The organism is Polaromonas sp. A23 (assembly GCF_002001015.1).
Taxonomy (GTDB): domain Bacteria; phylum Pseudomonadota; class Gammaproteobacteria; order Burkholderiales; family Burkholderiaceae_C; genus Polaromonas.
The window spans coordinates 1-19,191 of record NZ_MUNO01000014.1 but is presented as its reverse complement, the minus strand read 5'-3'; the positions used below and the strand labels follow the sequence as shown (position 1 = coordinate 19,191).

Annotated in this window: 23 protein-coding genes; 18 read left to right on the top strand and 5 right to left on the bottom strand. The window is 63.7% G+C overall.

From position 1 onward, the window contains the following. Window positions 1–237 precede the first annotated feature (237 nt). The 9 genes from B0B52_RS07065 to B0B52_RS07025 all read left to right on the top strand — a co-directional run bounded on the left by B0B52_RS07065 (window position 238) and on the right by B0B52_RS07025 (window position 8,366). Window positions 238–426, top strand: a complete 189-nt coding sequence (locus tag B0B52_RS07065) for a DUF2892 domain-containing protein (RefSeq protein ID WP_077592927.1) — start codon at window positions 238–240, stop codon at window positions 424–426. 150 nt (window positions 427–576) lie between these two features. Then, the gene (locus tag B0B52_RS07060) at window positions 577–1,617 is read left to right on the top strand and encodes an ABC transporter ATP-binding protein (RefSeq protein ID WP_077592926.1); all 1,041 of its coding nucleotides are present in this window, start codon (window positions 577–579) and stop codon (window positions 1,615–1,617) included. Window positions 1,618–1,662: 45 nt separating this feature from the next. Next, window positions 1,663–2,934, top strand: coding sequence for a PotD/PotF family extracellular solute-binding protein (locus tag B0B52_RS07055; RefSeq protein ID WP_077592925.1), 1,272 nt, complete (start codon window positions 1,663–1,665; stop codon window positions 2,932–2,934). A gap of 132 nt (window positions 2,935–3,066) precedes the next feature. Next, entirely contained in the window at window positions 3,067–3,984 is a 918-nt protein-coding gene (locus tag B0B52_RS07050; RefSeq protein ID WP_077592924.1) for an ABC transporter permease, read from the top strand. Next, window positions 3,981–4,862, top strand: coding sequence for an ABC transporter permease (locus B0B52_RS07045; protein WP_077592923.1), 882 nt, complete (start codon window positions 3,981–3,983; stop codon window positions 4,860–4,862). The genes B0B52_RS07050 and B0B52_RS07045 overlap by 4 nt, the downstream gene beginning before the upstream one ends. Next, the gene (locus B0B52_RS07040; protein WP_077592922.1) at window positions 4,859–5,560 is read left to right on the top strand and encodes a GntR family transcriptional regulator; all 702 of its coding nucleotides are present in this window, start codon (window positions 4,859–4,861) and stop codon (window positions 5,558–5,560) included. Before B0B52_RS07045 ends, B0B52_RS07040 begins: the two co-directional genes overlap by 4 nt. A gap of 9 nt (window positions 5,561–5,569) precedes the next feature. Then, entirely contained in the window at window positions 5,570–6,331 is a 762-nt protein-coding gene (locus tag B0B52_RS07035; protein WP_077592921.1) for an aspartate/glutamate racemase family protein, read from the top strand. A gap of 206 nt (window positions 6,332–6,537) precedes the next feature. Then, window positions 6,538–7,104, top strand: coding sequence for a Spy/CpxP family protein refolding chaperone (locus B0B52_RS07030; RefSeq protein WP_077592920.1), 567 nt, complete (start codon window positions 6,538–6,540; stop codon window positions 7,102–7,104). 191 nt (window positions 7,105–7,295) lie between these two features. Next, the gene (locus B0B52_RS07025; RefSeq protein ID WP_077592919.1) at window positions 7,296–8,366 is read left to right on the top strand and encodes a flavodoxin family protein; all 1,071 of its coding nucleotides are present in this window, start codon (window positions 7,296–7,298) and stop codon (window positions 8,364–8,366) included. 92 nt (window positions 8,367–8,458) lie between these two features. Here the strand turns inward: B0B52_RS07025 and B0B52_RS07020 are convergent, their stop codons facing one another. Further along, on the bottom strand, window positions 8,459–8,896 hold the full coding sequence (locus B0B52_RS07020) for a hypothetical protein (protein WP_077592918.1): 438 nt from the start codon (window positions 8,894–8,896) through the stop codon (window positions 8,459–8,461). 125 nt (window positions 8,897–9,021) lie between these two features. After that, on the bottom strand, window positions 9,022–9,504 hold the full coding sequence (locus tag B0B52_RS07015) for a hypothetical protein (protein ID WP_139351849.1): 483 nt from the start codon (window positions 9,502–9,504) through the stop codon (window positions 9,022–9,024). Between the two features lie 337 nt (window positions 9,505–9,841). Between B0B52_RS07015 and B0B52_RS07010 the strand changes: the two genes are divergently transcribed. The 4 genes from B0B52_RS07010 (at window position 9,842) to B0B52_RS06990 (ending at window position 14,584) form a co-directional block, all read left to right on the top strand. Then, entirely contained in the window at window positions 9,842–10,705 is an 864-nt protein-coding gene (locus tag B0B52_RS07010) for an endonuclease/exonuclease/phosphatase family protein (RefSeq protein ID WP_077592916.1), read from the top strand. 180 nt (window positions 10,706–10,885) lie between these two features. Next, window positions 10,886–12,148, top strand: coding sequence for a cardiolipin synthase ClsB (gene clsB / locus B0B52_RS07000; RefSeq protein ID WP_077592914.1), 1,263 nt, complete (start codon window positions 10,886–10,888; stop codon window positions 12,146–12,148). Then, window positions 12,145–13,167, top strand: a complete 1,023-nt coding sequence (locus B0B52_RS06995; protein ID WP_077592913.1) for a lysylphosphatidylglycerol synthase domain-containing protein — start codon at window positions 12,145–12,147, stop codon at window positions 13,165–13,167. The genes clsB and B0B52_RS06995 overlap by 4 nt, the downstream gene beginning before the upstream one ends. A gap of 322 nt (window positions 13,168–13,489) precedes the next feature. Further along, window positions 13,490–14,584: a TIGR03915 family putative DNA repair protein gene (locus B0B52_RS06990; RefSeq protein ID WP_254425660.1), complete on the top strand. Its 1,095-nt coding sequence runs from the start codon at window positions 13,490–13,492 to the stop codon at window positions 14,582–14,584. Window positions 14,585–14,654: 70 nt separating this feature from the next. On the opposite strand, the gene B0B52_RS06985 is transcribed toward B0B52_RS06990, so the two are convergent. Further along, entirely contained in the window at window positions 14,655–14,969 is a 315-nt protein-coding gene (locus tag B0B52_RS06985) for a hypothetical protein (protein ID WP_139351848.1), read from the bottom strand. A 34-nt stretch (window positions 14,970–15,003) separates the two neighbouring features. Then, window positions 15,004–15,324 carry a hypothetical protein gene (locus B0B52_RS06980; protein WP_077592911.1) on the bottom strand — a complete coding sequence of 107 codons (321 nt, stop codon included), beginning with the start codon at window positions 15,322–15,324 and terminating at the stop codon, window positions 15,004–15,006. 202 nt (window positions 15,325–15,526) lie between these two features. On the opposite strand from B0B52_RS06980, the gene B0B52_RS06975 reads away from it, so the two are divergent. Together B0B52_RS06975 and B0B52_RS06970 are read left to right on the top strand one after the other, a co-directional pair. Then, window positions 15,527–16,033 (top strand): MerR family transcriptional regulator, encoded by a 507-nt coding sequence (locus B0B52_RS06975; RefSeq protein WP_077592910.1) that lies wholly within the window; start codon window positions 15,527–15,529, stop codon window positions 16,031–16,033. Beyond that, a complete protein-coding gene (locus tag B0B52_RS06970) occupies window positions 16,030–16,491 on the top strand; it encodes a PaaI family thioesterase (protein WP_077592909.1) in 462 nt (153 codons plus the stop codon). Before B0B52_RS06975 ends, B0B52_RS06970 begins: the two co-directional genes overlap by 4 nt. A gap of 61 nt (window positions 16,492–16,552) precedes the next feature. On the opposite strand, the gene B0B52_RS06965 is transcribed toward B0B52_RS06970, so the two are convergent. Continuing rightward, window positions 16,553–16,966 carry a PPC domain-containing DNA-binding protein gene (locus B0B52_RS06965; protein ID WP_077592928.1) on the bottom strand — a complete coding sequence of 138 codons (414 nt, stop codon included), beginning with the start codon at window positions 16,964–16,966 and terminating at the stop codon, window positions 16,553–16,555. A 230-nt stretch (window positions 16,967–17,196) separates the two neighbouring features. Between B0B52_RS06965 and minC the strand changes: the two genes are divergently transcribed. From minC to minE, 3 genes are read left to right on the top strand one after another with little or no spacing between them, the layout of a single operon-like run. Next, the gene (gene minC / locus B0B52_RS06960; RefSeq protein ID WP_077592908.1) at window positions 17,197–17,961 is read left to right on the top strand and encodes a septum site-determining protein MinC; all 765 of its coding nucleotides are present in this window, start codon (window positions 17,197–17,199) and stop codon (window positions 17,959–17,961) included. Between the two features lie 46 nt (window positions 17,962–18,007). Further along, complete coding sequence (gene minD / locus B0B52_RS06955; protein WP_077592907.1) at window positions 18,008–18,823, top strand: septum site-determining protein MinD; 816 nt, start codon at window positions 18,008–18,010, stop codon at window positions 18,821–18,823. Window positions 18,824–18,828: 5 nt separating this feature from the next. Further along, window positions 18,829–19,101, top strand: coding sequence for a cell division topological specificity factor MinE (minE, locus tag B0B52_RS06950; RefSeq protein WP_077592906.1), 273 nt, complete (start codon window positions 18,829–18,831; stop codon window positions 19,099–19,101). The last annotated feature ends 90 nt before the right edge of the window (window positions 19,102–19,191 follow it).

Here is a 19,191-nt window from a genome sequence, read left to right as displayed (position 1 = left end):
CTCCCACCCCCGCGTTTATCCCCCGTCCTTCCGCATGCGCTGCGGAGCGCAGGTCCAGACGGGCCAGGGCGAGCGATTGCTTGAGCGAAGCGAGTTCAAGCTCGACCCCGGCTGGACCGAGCCCCGCAGGGGACCCAGCCGCATGAACTGCACCGCGCGTGCCGGCTGACAAAGATCAAGGACATGGCCCGCGTCCGGAGGCCCAATGAGAAAGTCTCTTCACTACCGGAGCCTTTCATGAAAAGCAATGTTGGCGGCATCGACCGCATTCTTCGCATCACCGCCGGACTGGTGCTGATCGGCCTGGCTGCCACCGGCACCGTCGGCTGGTGGGGCTGGCTGGGCGTGGTTCCGCTGGCAACCGGCCTGGTGGGCTGGTGTCCGCCTTATGCCCTGCTTGGGTTCAATACCTGCAAGATGAAGTGACCCGGGCGCGGGCTCCGAAGCCCGTTCTGACTCACGGTTGGGCACAGGCTAGCGAACGCCCCGCTTTTTGCACCGCATCAGTGCATTTTGTACACAATAAGTGCGCCGAATTGTGTACAAAGCTGGCACACCTTCTGCATGTGACAAGGCATGGACCTTGTCGCGCCCCTCGCCCCTGCTGCCGTTGAACTGGTCGCACTGACCAAGCGTTATGCGCAGGGCGCGCCTGCGGTGGACAACATCAACCTGCGCATTGCCAGCGGCAGTTACTGCTGCCTGCTCGGCCCCTCCGGCTGCGGCAAAAGCACCACGCTGCGCATGATCGCTGGCCACGAAACCGTGACCAGCGGCGACATCCTGCTGGAGAACCGCAACATCACAACGCTGCCGGCCGCCGCGCGCGGCACGGCCATGATGTTCCAGAGTTTTGCACTGTTCCCGCACCTGTCGGCGCTCGACAACGTGGCCTTCAGCCTCAAGATGAAAGGCGTCGACAAGCCGACCCGCCACAAGCAGGCGCAGGACCTGCTGGAGCGCGTCGCCATGGGTCACCTGGCGCAACGCAAGCCTGGCGAGCTGTCCGGCGGTCAGCAGCAGCGCGTGGCGTTGGCGCGCGCACTGATCACCCAGCCGCGCGTGCTACTGCTTGACGAGCCGCTGTCCGCGCTGGACCCGTTTCTGCGCATCCAGATGCGCGCCGAGCTGCGCCGCTGGCAAAAGGAGCTGGGCCTGACCTTCATCCACGTGACCCATTCACAGGAGGAAGCCATGGCGCTGGCCGACACCATGGTGGTGATGAACCAGGGCCTGATCGAGCAGGTCGGCTCACCGCACGAGGTCTACAACGCACCGGCCACCGAATTCATTGCACGTTTCATGGGCGGCCACAACGTCATAGCCACCGCCGCCGGCAAGATCGCAGTCCGCAACGACCACATGCAAATCGCCTCTGCGGGGGACGGCGGTATTGGCAAGCCGCGCAGTGGCGCGCCGGGCATCCCCGGCACCATCACCGACGTGGAATACCAGGGCACCTATGTGCTGCTGGGCCTGCAAGCCCAGGACAGCGCCGGCGCCAAAGGCATCTCGGTGATGCTGCCTGAAGCCGCATACACCGCCCAGCCCTTCGTTCTGGGCGAATCGGTACACCTCTCTTGGACCGACCGCCACGCACATGCGCTGGCCGCATGACCTTCCCCTCTCTCCCTTTTCTTTCACCCACCAAGGAGCCTTCCCATGTCCGACGACACCGTTGAATCCAAAACCGGCCTGCAACGCCGCACCGTACTCACAGGCATGGCCGGCATCCTGGCCACCGGCCTGGCGCCCGCCGTGCACGCGCAGGAAAAAATCACCCTGCGTTACCTGGGCACTGCAGTGAACCAGGACAAGGCGATTGCCGAAAAGTTCAAGGCCGACACCGGCATCACCATCCAGTACGTGGCCGTCACCACCGACGACGTCACCAAACGCGCGGTCACCGCGCCCAACAGTTTTGATTTGATCGACACCGAGTACTTCTCGCTCAAGAAAATCGTGCCGACCGGCAACCTCAAGGGCATCGACACGAAGAAGATCAAGAACGCCGACAAGATCACCTCGCTGTTCACCACAGGCACCGTGGCCGGCAAGGCCGTCGGCGACCAGGGCACGGCGCCCAAGAAGGTGATTTACCTCGAAGGCGAAAAGTCCAAGGTGTTTGCCAAGTCGCCGACACAGTTCATGTCGCTGATCCCCACCGTCTACAACGCCGACACGCTGGGCATACGCCCCGACCTGATCAAACGCCCCATCTCCTCCTGGGCCGAGCTGCTGAACCCGGAATTCAAGGGCAAGGCCGCCATCCTGAACATCCCGTCCATCGGCATCATGGACGCCGCCATGGTGGTCGAAGCCAAGGGCATCTACAAATATCCCGACAAGGGCAACATGACCAAGGCCGAGATCGACCTGACGATCAAGACCCTGATCGAAGCCAAGAAGGCCGGCCAGTTCCGCGCGCTGTGGAAAGACTTCAACGAGTCCGTCAACCTGATGGCCTCCGGTGAAGTCGTGATCCAGTCGATGTGGTCCCCCGCCGTGACGGCCGTGCGCACCAAGGGCATTGCCTGCAACTTCCAGCCGCTGAAAGAAGGCTATCGCGCCTGGGCCGCCGGCTTCGGCCTGCCGGCCACACTGTCGGGCAAGAAGCTCGACGGGGCCTACGAGTTCATCAACTGGTTCCTCGACGGCTGGGCCGGCGCCTATTTGAACCGCCAGGGTTATTACAGCGCCGTGCTGGAAACCGCCAAGGCCAAGATGGAAGCCTACGAGTGGGCCTACTGGATGGAAGGCAAACCCGCGAGCCAGGACATCAAGAGCCCGAACGGCGACGTGCTGGCCAAGACCGGCAGCGTGCGCGACGGCGGCAGCTACGAAGCGCGCATGGGCGGCATCGCCTGCTGGAACGCGATCATGGACGAGAACGAGTACATGGTCCGCAAGTGGAATGAATTCGTAGCAGCGTAACGATCTTGCTACTGCGGCCGCCGAGGCCGGCGCTGTGATGCTCACCGTACCGATGTACGGTTGCGCTTCTCGCACCAGCCGCGGCGCCCTCGCTACGCAATCCCGTCACGCCGCGCGCCGAATTTAAAACCCATGAGCACACACACAACACCGACACACGCCGCCAGCCAGCCCGCCCACACGGTCAAGGCCTGGTGGCAGGCTGCGCCATTCACGGCGGTGTTTGCGCTGTTCTTCCTTGTGCCGCTGGCGCTGGTGCTGATGGTCAGTTTCTGGAACTTCAACGAGTACGAGCTGATCCCCGGCTTCACCTTGCGCAATTACTTCGCCATCTTCGAAGGCTGCGGCAAACTCACCGACAACGGCGACCTGTGTGTCTCGCTGTCCACCTATCTGTCCACGCTGAAGTTCTGCCTGCTGGTCTGGGGCATCACGCTGCTGATTGGTTTTGCCGTCGCCTACTTCCTGGCCTTTCATGTGCGCTCACCGGGCATGCAGACGGCGCTGTTTGTGCTGTGCACCGTGCCCTTCTGGACCTCCAACGTCATCCGCATGATCTCCTGGGTGCCGCTGCTGGGTCGCAACGGTCTGGTCAACCAGGGGCTGGTGGGAGCCGGTATTGTGGAGCAGCCGGTCGAGTGGCTGCTGTTCTCTGATTTTTCGGTGGTGCTGGCCTTTGTGCACCTGTACACCATGTTCATGATCGTGCCCATCTTCAACTCCATGATGCGCATTGACCGCAGCTTGCTGGAAGCTGCCAGCGACAGCGGCGCATCCGGCTGGCAGACGCTGTGGAACGTGATTGTTCCGCTATCGCGCACCGGCATTTTGATCGGCTCCATCTTTGTCATCACCATCGTCATGGGCGACTTCGTCACCATCGGCGTGATGGGTGGTCAGCAGATTGCCTCCATCGGCAAGATCATCCAGGTTCAGACCTCCTACCTGCAGTTCCCGCTGGCCGCGGCCAACGCGGTGATCCTGCTGGCGATTGTGCTGATGATCATCTGGGGCCTGACGCGGCTGGTAGACATAAGGAAAGAGCTGTGAGCCAACGCATCGGTGAACAACGTTCCCCCGGCTTCTGGCCGCTGGCGATTGTTTTCGGCCTGTTCGTGCTGTTCATGTACGGACCCATGCTGACCATCTTCGTGCTGAGCTTCCAGGGCCCTGAAGGCGGCCTGACTTTCCCCATTCGTGGCGTTTCGCTGCACTGGTTCTACAAGCTGGCCGAGGGCCTGGGCACGGTGGACATAGGCGCGGCCTTCCTGCGCTCACTGATGCTGGGCGGCGTGGTGATGCTGCTGACCGTCGTGCTCTCGGTGCTGGCGGGCCTGGCCTTCCGCAAAAAAATCTCGGGCGGCAATGCGCTGTTTTTCATCACCGTCGCCAGCCTGATCATGCCGTCCATCATCGTCTCGCTGGGCATTGGCCTGCAGTTCCGCCTGCTCGACAGCGGCATCAAGGCCCTGCTGCCGGACAGCATGCTGGAGAACTACGGCACGGCGCTGGGCCTGATGACTTCGGCACTCGGCGCCCACCTCACATGGACGCTTCCTTTCGGCCTGCTTATCATGTTCGCTGTGTTCAACCGTTTCAACCCTGCCTATGAGGAAGCCGCGCGCGACCTCGGCGCCACGCCCTGGCAGTCCTTCCGCCATGTGGTGCTGCCGCTAATCGGCCCCTCGGTCGTGGGCATCGGCATGTTCGGCTTCACCCTGAGCTGGGACGAGATCGCCCGCACCTCGCAGGCCATCGGCGACGTCAATACCCTGCCGCTGGAGCTGCAGGGCCTGACCTCCACCGTCACCACGCCCTCCATCTACGCACTGGGCACCGTCACCACCATCGTCTCCTTCGCCGTCATGGGCATCGCCGTCGGCCTGGCCCTGTGGCTGGGCAGGCGCCAGAAAAAAGCCGCGCAATGAGCGATACCGTCACGCCGGCCCTGAGCGACAGCGAGATGTACGAACGCGTGATTTCGGCCATCCTCGACCACCGGCTGCCGCCCGGCACCAAGCTGGTCGAAGACAAACTCGCCAGTGCTTTCGGTGTGTCGCGCACCCGCATCCGGCCGGTACTTGTGCGCCTGGCCAACGAGCAGGTGGTCACGCTCACACCGAACCGCGGTGCAACGATTGCGCAGCCGAGCGAACAGGAAGCGCGCGAGGTGTTTGAGGCGCGCCGCCTGATAGAGCCGCGCCTGGTCGAGCTGTTCATCGCCCGCGCCAGCAAAGCCGACATCCTGTGCCTCAAACAATGCATTGCCGACGAGGACGCAGCGCGCCTGGCCGGCGACATGCGCCGCGCGATCCGCCTGTCGGGCGACTTCCACCTGCACATTGCCGAGCGCGCCGGTCATCAAACCCTGGGCCGCATCCTGCGTGAGCTGACCTCCCGCACCTCGCTGATCCTGATGACCTACAGCCCGGCCCATGCGCGCGAGCGCGAAGAAGCCACCGCCTGCGGCTGCCGCGAACACCGCGCCCTGCTCGACGCCATCACCCTGCGCGACGCACCGGAAGCCGCGCGCCGCATGCACGAGCATTTGACCCGGCTGGAGTCGCAGCTGCAATTCACGCCACCGACTGACGCCGCACCCGACCTGGCCGCGCTATTTTCCTGAACAGTCGCCGTGCGCCAGCTGCTGGTCATTAATCCCAACACCTCGGCGTCGGTCAGCGCGCTGCTGCAAACCCATGTGCAGGCGGCGGCCGGGTTGCACGTGCACGTGCGCACTGTCACCGCGCGTTTCGGCGCGCCCTACATCGCCGACGAAGCCAGCTACGCGGTGGCCTCCCATGCCACGCTGGACGCCTGGGCCGCAGCCCTGGCCGTGCAAGAGCCCGTGCCCGACGCGGTGTTGATCGGCTGCTTCGGCGACCCCGGCCTGCTGGCGCTGCGTGAAAGCAGCCCCGTACCGGTCACCGGACTGGCCGAAGCCGCATTCATTGAAGCTGCACGCCATGGGCGCTTCGCCATCGTCACCGGCGGCGAGCGCTGGGGGCCGATGCTGGCACGACTGGCGCAGTGCCTGGGCCATGCGCCGGCGCTTGCGGGCATCCATACCGTTGTGCCCACCGGGGCAGAGCTCGCGGCGGACCCTGCCGCTGCTCGCGTCCTTCTTGCCCAGGCCTGCCGCGACGCCGTCCGCCAGCTTGGCGCACAAGCCGTCATCCTGGGTGGCGCTGGCCTTGCGGGCATGGCCGCAGCGATCCAGTCGGGTGTGAGCGTGCCCCTCGTCGACAGCGTAACGGCTGGCGCGCATTGGGCGCTGCGCAGCCACGCGCTGCCAAGCCAGCGCGCCACAGCCGGCTTTGACGTACCTTGGGAACAGCTCTCTACAGAGCTCACCGCGCTGGGGCAACTTCATCCCAAGCCTGGCGTCGCTATTTAATTGATAGCTGCTTGCGCAGGTCGAGCAAGGGCCAACCCCTGTTTTCTTCATTGCTTTCCTCGTACAGCTCGGGGCAAAAAACGACAAAAAACTTTACGAAATCCTCACGCAGGCGTCACGGCCCGATTACACGGGCCGCGCAAACTTCCTTTCAACCTGACGCCATTCCCGGCACCAGGCATGTCTTCCACTGAAAGGACGCTCTCATGACTTCCATGTTCAAACCCCTGAAATCCGTTAATACACTGATCCTGGCAGGCATCATGGCCACAGCCGGACTGGCCGCCACGGCACAAACCGTCGCTCCGCCCGTCGCCGCCACACCTGCCGCCCCCGCCAAAGCCGGTGGCCACCATGGCAAGCATGCCGATCGCCACGACCCGGCCAAAATGCAGGCACGTATCGCCAAGCACCAAGCCGACCTGAAAGCCAAGCTGGCCCTGACACCGGCACAGGAAGGCGCCTGGTCCGCCTACACCGCATCAATGCAGCCGCCGGCCCATCCCGCCGCACGCCCCGACCGTGCCGCTATGAAGGCCGAGTTCGACAAGCTGACCACACCCCAGCGCATCGACAAAATGCGCGAAATGCGTGCCCAGCACATGACCGAAATGAATGCAGCCATGGACAAACGCGGCGAAGCAACCAAAACGTTCTACGCCGCGCTCAATGCCGACCAGAAGAAAACCTTTGACAGCCAGCCCATGATGGGCCGCGGCGGCATGGGCCACGGAGGTCGTCATGGCCACCCCGGCCCAGCCCCGAAAGGCTAAGCCTCTGCCCAGGCCGCGAGCCCGGTGGCAACACCACCAGGGCTCCCGAGCCAACTACAACCAGCGTCGCAACCTTCCCGGTTGCGACGCTGTTTTTGCTGTTTTCAACACAGACAGACGGCTCCCTCAACCCGCGTAGGACAAGAACGAGAACACGCCTTGCTGCGTAGCAGCCTGCCTAAACTGGCGGCATGACAGAAGTTCGCAAAGGCCAGGCGCCGGCCGTTTTGTCGCGCGATGTTTTTCATGAACGTTTCATGCAGTCCTTCATGGACCCGGCTTTCAAAGCCGAGCAGGAAGCCCTCTCCCGCGTCGAGCAGATTGCCTGGGAGGCCTACCAGGAAGGCCGCAAGGCGCCGCTCACACGCAAGGCCGGCCCCGGCTACGCTGACCCGGACTACGAGCTGTCCGTCGAATGGCTGGCCGCGAAAGAACAGATCGATAAAGCACAAGCAGCATGGGCCAATCCCGCCACGCCATCACGCGTGCTGCTGATCTGCGGCTCGGCGCGCAACGACGGCACCTGCCCCGGCGAAATCTCCAAAACCTGGCGCATGGTGCAATGGGCGGAAGAAACACTGCAACAAGCACAGCTTGCCACCGATGTCCTCGACCTCAGCCTGCTGACCTCCAGCTATCACCTCAACATCCATCCCTGCAAGGGCTGCGTGTCCACCGCCATGCCCCTGTGCCACTGGCCCTGCAGCTGCTACCCCAACCATGCGCAGGGGCAGACCAGCGACTGGATGAACGAGATCTACGAACGCTGGACGGCCGCCCACGCCGTCATCATCGTCACGCCGGTGTACTGGTACCAGTCACCCAGTCCGCTCAAACTCATGATCGACAGGCTGGTCTGCGCCGACGGCGGCAACCCTGACCCCACGACCACCCACGGCAAAAAACCCCAGGAGGCCAAGGCGCTGGAACTCAAAGGCTGGGACTATCCCCAGCATCTGGCCGGCCGCGTTTACGGGCTGGTCGTGCATGGCGACGTCGCAGGCATCGAGGGCTCGCGGCGCGGCCTGTCCGACTGGCTGGACTGGATGGGCTTGATCGACGCCGGCAGCCAGGCACGCCTGGACCGCTATATCGGGTACTACAAACCCTATGCCACCAGCCACGAAGCACTCGACGCAGATCTCGCGTTTCAGCAAGAAGTGCACAACGTCGCCCAGGCAGTGGCCGTCGCCGTCGCCGAGCTACGCTCAGGAGCGCTCTCACAACCAGACAAGGGCTTCGCCCGACCACGACCCAAGTAAGCGAGCAGAAAAAAGCACCCACCTCTTGCGAAGCGGGCGCCACCTCTAAAGACCTCAGAAATCAGGCCTTCAGCGGATTGCTCTCAGGGAGTTCAGGGAGCGTTGGTTTTGGAAGCAGCGCCGCCGGCTTCCTTGGCGGTCGGGATAGGCGCTTCCGCTTTACGTGCGGCCTTGCGTTCTGCACGGGCGGCCTTGCGTTCAGCGGCAGTGCTGCTGACGGGCTTCATGCTGGTACCAGCTTCCGCCTTCACATCAGCGCGGGAATTCTGGGTCGCACCACCTGTGGCGGGCACAGAGGCTTCGCTGCGTGCGCGGGCATCCTGTGTCGGAGAACCGGCCGCAGCGTTGGGTGCATTGATGCCGGCCTTCACGTCGGCACGGGTTTTTGCGTCACCGGTAGCAGGCGTGGTTACCACGCCGCTGCCGTCGGCCTTGAAGGGAGGCGCACTGGCAGGCGAGGTTTGTGCCATGGCAAAGCCGGAGGTCGCCAGCAAGGCGGCGAGGACGAGAGATATGTTTGGCTTGTTCATTTGAATTCCTTAAAAGATGAAAAGATGGAGAAACCCCGAAGAGCCTTCTGACTGGCCTCCGATTTCGAACGCGAAGGAAGGCCAGGTTCGATAGAACCCGCCTGACGGCCCCGCCGGGAAGACTGTTACTGCGAAGGCGCGTTGATCACGCCAGCATTGCCGGAGCCCTGCACATTCACCGATCCGCCAGCACGCGTGGTACCGTTCGGAAGCGCGCCCTGGATACGACGGTCAGCGCGGCGGGCTACGCCGTCGACTGAATTCATCGCACGGTGGCCCGCACGGCTGGTTGCGTTGGCACCACGCTCTACAGCGTTCTCGACACGGTTGCCCGTACGCGCCACAGCGCCTCTCACGCCAGGGTCACTCGGCTGGACACCCACATGCGTGTTGCTGCTGGCGTTCACTGCGGCGCCCTCGGAATAACTCGAGTTGGTGGCACCACCTGCAGCCCTGGCGCGAATATCGGCGTCAATATTGGTGTTGACGCCGGTGCGTACACCCACGCCCACACCCGTGTTAACGGACACCTGCGCAAAGGCGGTTCCTGCGAGCACGGCGCTCAAGGCGGCGGCTGTGGAAATGGATTGGATTGAAAATCTTTTCATTTCTGACTCCTTGAAAAACTCAGGCAGGACAGAACGAATCATGACCTCTTGAGCGGGTTGCTGACATTCGCGGGGAAACCCGCGAAGGGGCACCTGCAAACGGCCGGTGCCGTATCGGGCACTGGTTAAATTCAATTTAACTGCCACTTCCACACGGCCATGCGGGAAAGCCCCCTCGCTGCGCGTAGGACATCGGCTTTTACAGACGGTTGATAAAGTGTTGACAAAGCCCCGCCCAAGGGCGCAGGCTGCACTCAAAAATGAGCTTGCTGTCCTACAGTTGTTTTAAGTCGCGCAGCGTGACAATATCCCTTTGCCATTCACTCCTGCCTGTCCCATGCCCCCTTCCGAATCCCTTATCAAGGTCAGCGAACCCGTGGCCGCTCCAGTCATACCGCGCCCGGATGCCGACGTGCTGGCCGAAACCCGTGAAGCCATCGCCACCGCCTCGATAAGTTTCTCCATCAAGGTCCTGACGGTCAACATCCACAAGGGGTTTACCTTCTTCAACCGCAAGTTCATCTTGCATGAGCTGCGCGAAGCGGTACGCACGGTGGGCGCCGACGTGGTGTTTCTGCAAGAAGTCACCGGTACACACGCCCGGCACGAAACCCGTGTCGCCAACTACCCGGCCACGCCGCACTACGAATTCCTGGCGGACACCATCTGGCCGCAGTTTGCTTATGGGCGCAACGCCGTCTATACCAACGGACACCATGGCAACGCCGTGCTGTCGAAGTTCCCCATCGTTCATTTCGAAAACCGCGACGTTTCCATCAGCGGGCCAGAGCGCCGCGGCCTGCTTCACTGCGTGCTGGAAATCCCCGGCCGTGACACCCATGTCCATGCAATCTGCGTGCACCTGGGCCTGGCAGAGGCGCACCGCCTGAAGCAACTCAACATGCTGTGCGACATGATCCACAAGGACATTCCGGCCAGCGCCCCCGTGATCGCTGCGGGCGACTTCAACGACTGGCGCCGCCGCGCCCATGACGTGCTTGAAAAGGGCGCCAGCATGCACGAGGTGTTTGTACAGGCCAACGGCAAAGCCGCACGCACTTTTCCAGCCCGGTTTCCGGTGTTGCAGCTGGACCGCATCTATGTGCGCAATGCCATCGGCCATGCGCCGGTGGTGCTTCCACCCAGGCCCTGGTCGCACCTGTCGGACCATGCACCGCTGGCCGCCGAAATCGAACTCTAGAGATATGGCCCCCACGCTCGTCACTGCGTGTACTTCGCTGCCCCCCGGGGGGGCCGCTGCGCCTGCGGGCCGGCAAAGCCGGACCCGCGGCCCCTGCTTGAAGGAGACGAGCCCCCACGGTCGCTCACTTCGTGTTGCTTCCTGCTATCCGAGGGAGGCGCCGTTCAAAGAGGGCACACCATGAACGGCCGCTGGGTACCGGGCAACAAGATTTCGCTGCTGGAAAACGGCGAAGCGTTTTTTCCGCGCGTGTTCGAGTGCATCGCAGCGGCCGAGCATGAAGTGCTGCTGGAGACCTTCATCCTGTTCGAAGACAAGGTCGGCAAGGCGCTGCACGAGGCGCTGCTCACTGCCGCGCGGCGCGGCGTGCAGATCGACGTCACCATCGACGGCTACGGCTCCCCCGACCTCTCGCCCGCTTTCATCCTGGCACTCACGCAAGCCGGCGTGCGGGTTCATGTGTTTGACCCCAGCCCCCGGCTGTGGGGCTACCGCACCAACCTGTTTCGCCGCATGCACCGCAAGATTGTGGTGGTCGATGGCATGCGGGCTTTTGTCGGCGGCATCAACTATTCGGCCGACCACCTCGCAGACTTCGGCGCCAACGCCAAACAGGACTATGCGGTGGAAATCGAAGGCCCGCTGGTTGCCGGCATTCGCCAGTTTGTCCTGGCCCAATTACAGCTCGGCCAGAAACCGGCTGGCCGCCGCCTGCAGAATTTTCTGCGCCGCCGGGCCAACCCGCCGGCCGCGCCGGACCGCGCCACGCTGCCGGCCTCAGGCGACGCCCAAGCCATTTTTGTGACGCGCGACAACCGCGAGCACAAGGGCGACATCGAGCGCCACTACCGCATCGCCATCCGCGGCGCGCGGCGCCGCGTCATCATGGCCAACGCCTACTTCTTTCCAGGCTACCGCTTGCTCCGGCAGCTGCGCAAGGCGGCGCGGCGCGGCGTGGACGTGCGGTTGATCCTGCAGGGCCAGCCCGACATGCCGATTGTCAAGATCGCGGCAGGCTTGCTGTACCACCACCTGTTGGCGGCCGGCGTGAAAATCTACGAGTACCGCGACCGCCCGCTGCACGGCAAGGTGGCCCTGACCGACGACGAATGGTCCACCGTCGGCTCCAGCAACCTCGACCCGCTGAGCCTGGCGCTCAACCTCGAAGCCAACGTCATCATCAAGGACCGCGCCTTCAACCAGCACCTGGGCGAGCACCTCGAGCAGCTCATGCAAAACAGCTGCCGGCAGGTCCTGGCCGCCGACGTGGCCGAAACCGGCCTGTGGGTCAGGCTGCGCAGCTTTTTTGTCTTCCACCTGCTGCGCCACTACCCGGCCTGGTTTGGCTGGCTGCCGGCCCATGCACCCCGCCTGACGCTGGCCGAAAACCTGCTCGACGCCAACGCAGGGGCCGACTACGTGAACGAGGGCAGGACCTCATGAACACCCCGGCGGCCCGCCGCGCCAGCCCGAAGAAGGCAGGCATCACCGGCAAGGCCTGGTGGCCCTGGTTGAAGCGCGGAGCGACCGTGGTGTTCTTTGCGCTGGTGGCCTGGCTGCTGGTGGAGCAGGCCCGCGCCATCGAGTGGCATGCGGTATTTGCCGCGCTGCGCGGCTACCCGCCGGCTTCGCTGCTGGGCGCCGCGGCGCTTGCCGCGCTGAGCCTTTCGCTTTACAGCTGTTTTGACCTGCTGGGGCGCCACTACACCGGCCACACCCTGCGCACGTCCACCGTCATGCTGGTCACCTTCACCAGCTATGTGCTCAACCTCAACCTTGGCTCGCTGGTGGGCGGCATCGCGCTGCGTTACCGGCTGTATTCACGGCTGGGGCTGGAGGTCGGCGTGATCACCCGCGTCATGACCTTAAGCATGCTGACCAACTGGATGGGCTACCTGCTGCTTGCGGGGCTGCTGTTCGGCTTTTTCACGCCACCCCTGCCGCCCAACTGGAAGCTGGGCAGCGGCGGCCTGCAGATCCTCGGTTTTGTTTTGCTCGGGGTGGCCATGGCTTACCTTCTGCTGTGCGCCTTCTCGCGCAAGCGCAGCTACCTGCTCCGCGGGCATGAGCTGGCGCTGCCCTCGCTGCGGCTGGCGCTCCTGCAAATCGCCATGGGCGCGGCCAACTGGCTGATCATGGGCGGCGTGGTGTTCTTGCTGCTCCAGCAAAAAATCGCCTACCCCACCGTGGTCAGTGTCCTGCTGGTCGGCGCGGTGGCCGGTGTCATCACCCATGTGCCCGCCGGGCTCGGTGTGCTGGAAGCCGTGTTCGTGGCCCTGCTTTCACACAGAATGCCGGCCCATGACCTTCTGGCCGCGCTGCTGGCTTACCGCTTTATCTATTACCTGGGGCCGCTGCTTGTCGCGGGCGGCGTGTTCCTCGCGATGGAAATACGGGCCAAAAAACTGGGCCGCGAAGCCCGGCAAGCCCATTCGGCACCAAAACCCGCCTACCGCTCCTGATCCCGAGCGTTAAGCCGTTTTGGCACGAAGTTAGAGGGTTTTGGGCGCCGAAAGCCTCCCGCAGGAGCGCGGCAAAAGCGTCAAAACTGGTCAAAACCACCAAAACACTGTATATTGATACAGTGAATTCGCAACAAACACCCGTCTTTGTGGCTACCGGCGCCAAAAACACCCGGGGCTTCCGGTTTTCGGCGCTCCAGCCGCGCCTGTGCCTGCGGGGCTGTCGGCTTGCCGGCCTACACCAGACTGACACACACCACGCGCACCATGAAAGCATGGCAAAGCCAGCAAGAGTTGAAGCAAGCAACACAAGGAGCACTGCATGGGCGTGATGAGTGACCCGCTGACGACTGACCTCTTTCCGCAGGCCGTGCTGCCCGTCATGCTGCGCGGCCCGGCCGATCTGGAAGGCTTTCGCCATGCCGCCCGTGGCCTGCTGGCCCAGCACATCCTGCCCGCGCAGGTCAGCTGGCACACACAAGAAGCCGACACCGCTGGCCAAGGACTCCCCGCAGCTTTGTCTCCCGAAAGCGCTGCAGCAGGCACCGCCGACGCACCGGCCATCCAGGTTCCGCCCGAGTTCGTCACGGTGTGTGAAAGCGCCATCCTGCACAGCGACCCGCGTCGCTTTGACCTGCTTTACCGCCTGTTGTGGCGCCTGGTGCATGAGCCCGCGCTGCGCCATGACCCGCTTGACGCCGACATGGCCGAGGCACAACAACTGGCGCATGCGGTGCGCCGCGACATGCACAAGATGAAAGCCTTCACGCGCTTTCGCATCGTGCAGGACGACACCTTCCGCAACGACCCTGAAGGCGGCCCCCTGCATGTTGGCTGGTTCGAGCCCGAGCACCATATTGTTGAAACCGTGGCGCCGGTTTTTGCCCGGCGATTTGCGCAAATGCGCTGGGCAGTACTCACGCCCGAGGCCAGCGTGCAGTGGGACGGCGCCCAGCTGCAGTTCGGCCCCGGAGCCAGCAAGGAAGACGCCCCCGCACCCGACGCCGGCGAGCAATCCTGGCTCGCGTATTACCAGCACATCTTCAAACCCGCACGCCTGGCCGTGCCGATGCTGCAAAAAACCATGCTCCGTAAATACCGGCGCAAGTTGCCGGGCGCAGAGCGGGCCCATCCTCCGCTGGTCTCGGCCGTGCACCAGCGCGGTGGCCGTGTGGCGGCCCAGCCCGCCCGGCGCACGCCCCCAGCCCGGGCCGAACTGGCCATTCCTGCGCGGTCGGTGAGCATGCAGGTGCAGCTGCCCTTCAGCGACATGCACGACACCCGCGTGGCGCGCGAAGCCTCAGAAGCGAACGAGTACCCCCCGCTCGCCGAGGTTTCCCCGGAGCACAACGCCCTGGGCACAGGTGCTCCCATGCCGGCACTGGCACTGCCTTTATGCTATTTCTTTGATAGCTGATGGCGCAGGTAGTACCTGGGCCAGGGGCCAGTTTGGCTCTATAAAACCACGCCCAACGCTGAAAAGCCGTTCAACGGCCTCGCGTGCCTGAAGCTGGCCGGGCCGGCGCAGAAGCCGGTGGCTGCGGTGCCGGCGCCCCCTCCACCACACTGCGGCCATCGGCCGGCACCTGCTCGGGCGGCTGCACCGGCCGCGTGGTCGAGTCGCGCGTATCAGGCGGCACCGGCGGGGCAGGCGGCAAGCCTTCGCGGTATACCGGGTTGCGGTTGACCCGGCCGGGCAAGGGCGTGGTGTCTTGCGCCGGGGCCATGCCGCCCGTCAGCAACAAGGGCACCAGCACCGGCAACAACCAACGTGAGTGAGAACGTAAATGAATGGCCTTCATGAAAGCTCCTTCCAGCGAACACGCGTCCAGCGTATCACCCGCCGGAGCCTGGTGAGTTGTTCTTGCGCAAGGGTTTCTGGCTGTTCGGCTGCAGGCCCGGGCTCATTTCAGGCTTGAGCTCAGGGTGCAGTGCGGGCTTCAGCTCATCGGACTTCATGCGGGGTTTGAGCTGAAGCCGTTTTCGGGGCTTCATGTCGGCCGGCGCGCTGGCAGCAGGCCGCGGCGGTGCCACACCCATTTCTGGCGGTACCTGCGTCGCCCCATCGGGCATGGTGGAGGGCTGCGCCATCGCGCCGCCACTCGCTCCCGCCAAAACCAGCACCAACGCAGACATCACAAAAATATTCTTGTTCATCGCGGCTCCTTCAACACAGTGTTCGTGCCGGCACGGTCGCCGGTACGCACTTTGACTGTGAGCGCAAGCCCGGCCAGCGCTTATCGGCAGCCAGCCCGCATGCCTGTAGGACCTGTACGCCGCCAGGGCGGCTGCCGCGCAGGTGACAGCAGCAGCACCTGTCCCAACCTTAGCGCAGGGCGAAGCTTGCTAAGGTGGAGGCATGCAGATCTCTGAACTGTCCCAACGCACCGGCGTCTCCGCGCATGCCCTGCGCCACTACGAAAAACTCGGCCTGCTGCAACCCGAAAGGCGGGCCAGCGGCTACCGCGAATACACCGACGCCATGCGCCGCGAGGTGGTCTTCATCGCCATGTCGCGCAGCATTGGTTTTTCGCTCAAGGACATCGCTGCACAACTCCCCGCCTATCGTGCAGGCCGCCTGACGTTTGAACAAATGGTTGAAGCCATGCAGACCCGCGTGGCCGAGATCGATGGGCAGATCGACAAGCTCAAAACCCAGCGCCGCGCCGTGGTCTCGCACATCGCGTGGATGCACGAGCAGCAGCGCACCTACGAGGCCAAAAAAGCGCAGCGCCTGGCGGCTGCACAGAACGGCAAAGCCCCATGGCCCAGCGTGAAAGCGCGAGCCGCAACAGCATCACCCGCGCCCGGGTCCAAACCCGCACGCCCCGCCTTCGTCACCCCACCCAGGAAAGCCAGGCCATGAACACCAACACCGCCATCCCCTCCCACATCCGCCAACTCGAACGCATGGTGCTGGCCATGCCGATGGCCCGTACGCTGGGCCTGGCCTTCAAGCGCATCACCGCCGGTGAAGTGGAAGTTGAAATTCCGGTGCAGGACAGCTTCACCTTCCGCCCCGGCCAGTTGCAAGCTACCGCCGTGTTTGCGGTGGCCGACTTTGCCGCGGTGGCTGCTGCCGGCTCCTTGCTGCCCCCGGGTTGGATCAACGCCACCGTGGACGCCACCTTGAAGCTGGTGGCGCCCGCGCAGGGCGCACTGCTGCGCGCACGCGGCCGGGTGGTCAGCGCCGGCAAGCTGCTCACCGTGTGCGCAGCAGATGTGTACGCCGTCAGCGCGGAAGGCCAGGAAACCCTGTGCGCCACACTGCTGGGCACAGCCCGCAACATTGACACAGCCGCCGGCAACGTACCACGCGCCTGATGCCGCTATCAATTTTCCAGCTGCTCGCGCCCGTAAAACAAGGGCTAAAGACCCTATTTGCTCATGACTTGGCTGGATTTCGTATCACCAGCTCCTGAAAACCCGTGGCCTCATCCGGCGCGCGGCCAAACTCCCAGCCCGGCAGCAGCGCCAGCACAATCTCGGCCGTGGTGCGCACGGTGCAGCCACGCATCACATGCCCACCACGCACTTCACCCTGTGCATTGGCCACACTGGCATGCAGGTGCGGGCCGTCGGCACTGAGCGTGCCCGACAGCGTCAACAGCTCCAGCGGCCCGGCCACAGCCTCGCCGCGCGGCTGGTCGGCATAACGCAACACCGCGGCAGACAGGCTGCCCACCGCCGACACCACACAGGCCGCACGCACGCCGCCGGCATGTAACTCCCGAAACACTGCTTCCAGCGCGCCGCGCAAATCATCAGCCGGCTTGAGCCGCAACACGTGTACTTGCATCGTCATGGCCACCCCCAGAACACAGAAACCGCATCGTCCCACAATTGCCTACCCGCCGGCACCACCGTGGGGCGTTGCAACAGGTTTCATTCGCTCACAACTGCTGCAAGCCGTGTCATGCGCCACTGTTAAGATGCGTCCCTTTCAACCTGCCTCGTGCGACTGATTTTCCGGGTGATTTCCCGGCTGATTCTTCCGCTCCCATCTGCGACGACGCGACGCCTTACCTCATGACCGTTGCCCTCCCGGCCAGCACCCCCGCCACCTTCGAAATCAAAAGCGCCAACCTGCCCCTGGTGGCGCTGCTCCTCAAGTCCCCCGACCTCGGCACGCTCTCCCGCGAGCTGGCGCTGCGCTTTGGCGACATTCCTGATTTTTTCGACAATGACCCGCTGGTGATTGACCTCTCCCAGCTGCCCGCCGACGCAGACACTGTGGACTTTGCAGCACTGATGGCACTGCTGCGCCCCTACCGCGTTGTACCGCTGGCCGTGCGCGGTGGCCGGCCCGCACAGATGGCCGCTGCCGCCGAAGCCGGCCTGGTGCCCGCGCCCGACGCCCGCGTGAGCACCCCCGCTGCGCCACCACCCACGTCCACCCGCAGCAAGGCGCCAGCGCCTGCAACCGAAGCCCCTCCTGCACCCGCTCCCGGTGCGCTGGTCATCGACAAGCCCCTTCGCTCAGGCCAGCAGGTTTATGCGCGCGGACGCGACCTCGTCGTGCTCAGCATGGTCAACGCCGGTGCCGAAGTTATTGCCGACGGCCACATCCATGTCTACGCACCGCTGCGCGGCAAGGCCATGGCCGGTGCACGCGGCAACACCGACGCACGCATCTTTGCCCTCAGCCTCGAGCCCGAGCTGCTGTCGATCGCCGGCATTTACCGCACCAGCGAAAACCCGCTGCCCGAAGGCGTGTGGGGCAAGCCAACGCAAGTCCGCCTGGTGCCCGGCCCGGAAGGCGACAAGCTCGTCATGGATCTGATCAAGGTGTGATGCTCCAGGCATCACACTCCCCCGTTTTTCTTAAGGACTTTTACGCATGGCAAAAATCATTGTGGTCACCTCGGGCAAGGGCGGCGTGGGTAAAACCACCACCAGCGCCAGCTTTGCAACCGGCCTGGCATTGCGCGGGCACAAAACCGCCGTCATCGACTTTGACGTCGGCCTGCGCAACCTCGACCTCATCATGGGTTGCGAGCGCCGCGTGGTGTACGACCTCATCAACGTCATCCAGGGCGAAGCCAATCTGCACCAGGCCCTCATCAAAGACAAGCAATGCGACAACCTCTATGTGCTGGCCGCCTCGCAAACGCGCGACAAGGAAGCGCTGAGCAAAGAAGGCGTTGAGAAGGTGCTGAACGACCTGGGCGACATGGACTTCGAATACATCGTCTGCGACTCACCCGCCGGCATTGAAACCGGCGCGCTGATGGCCATGCATTTTGCCGACGAGGCACTGGTCGTCACCAATCCCGAAGTGTCTTCCGTGCGCGACTCTGACCGCATCCTCGGCATGTTGTCGAGCAAAACCAAACGCGGCATGGAAGGCGGCGACCCGATCAAGGAACACCTGCTCATCACCCGCTACAACCCCAGCCGCGTCGACCAGGGCCAGATGCTTTCGCTCGAAGACATCAAGGACATCCTGCGCATCAAGCTGATCGGCGTAATCCCCGAGTCCGAGTCGGTGCTGCAAGCCTCCAACCAGGGCGTGCCCGCCGTGCACATGGAAGGCAGCGATGTCTCCGAAGCTTACAAAGACGTGATCGCCCGCTTCATGGGCGAAGACAAGCCGCTGCGTTTTACCGAACCGCCCAAGCAGGGCTTCTTCAAACGTGTGTTTGGAGGCAAGTAACCCGCATGGCTTCCTTTCTCTCCTTCCTGCTCGGCGAAAAGAAAAAAACCGCCAGCGTCGCCAAAGAGCGGCTGCAGATCATCCTTGCGCACGAACGCTCAGGCCGCAACAGCCACGAGCCCGACTACCTGCCTGCACTGCAGCGCGATTTGATTGCCGTGATCTCCAAATACATCAAGATCGATCCGAACGACATCAAGGTCAACCTCGAGCGTCAGGACAACCTGGACGTGCTGGAGGTGAAGATTGAGTTGCCGGAGGCGGCGGACAAGAAGTAGGGCTCGTTTGCGGCGCCTGTTCGCCTGCATCACGCTGCGCCTGGGTCTGTTCTTGACAGTAGACGCAACTCCCCACTCCCACCCCTAACC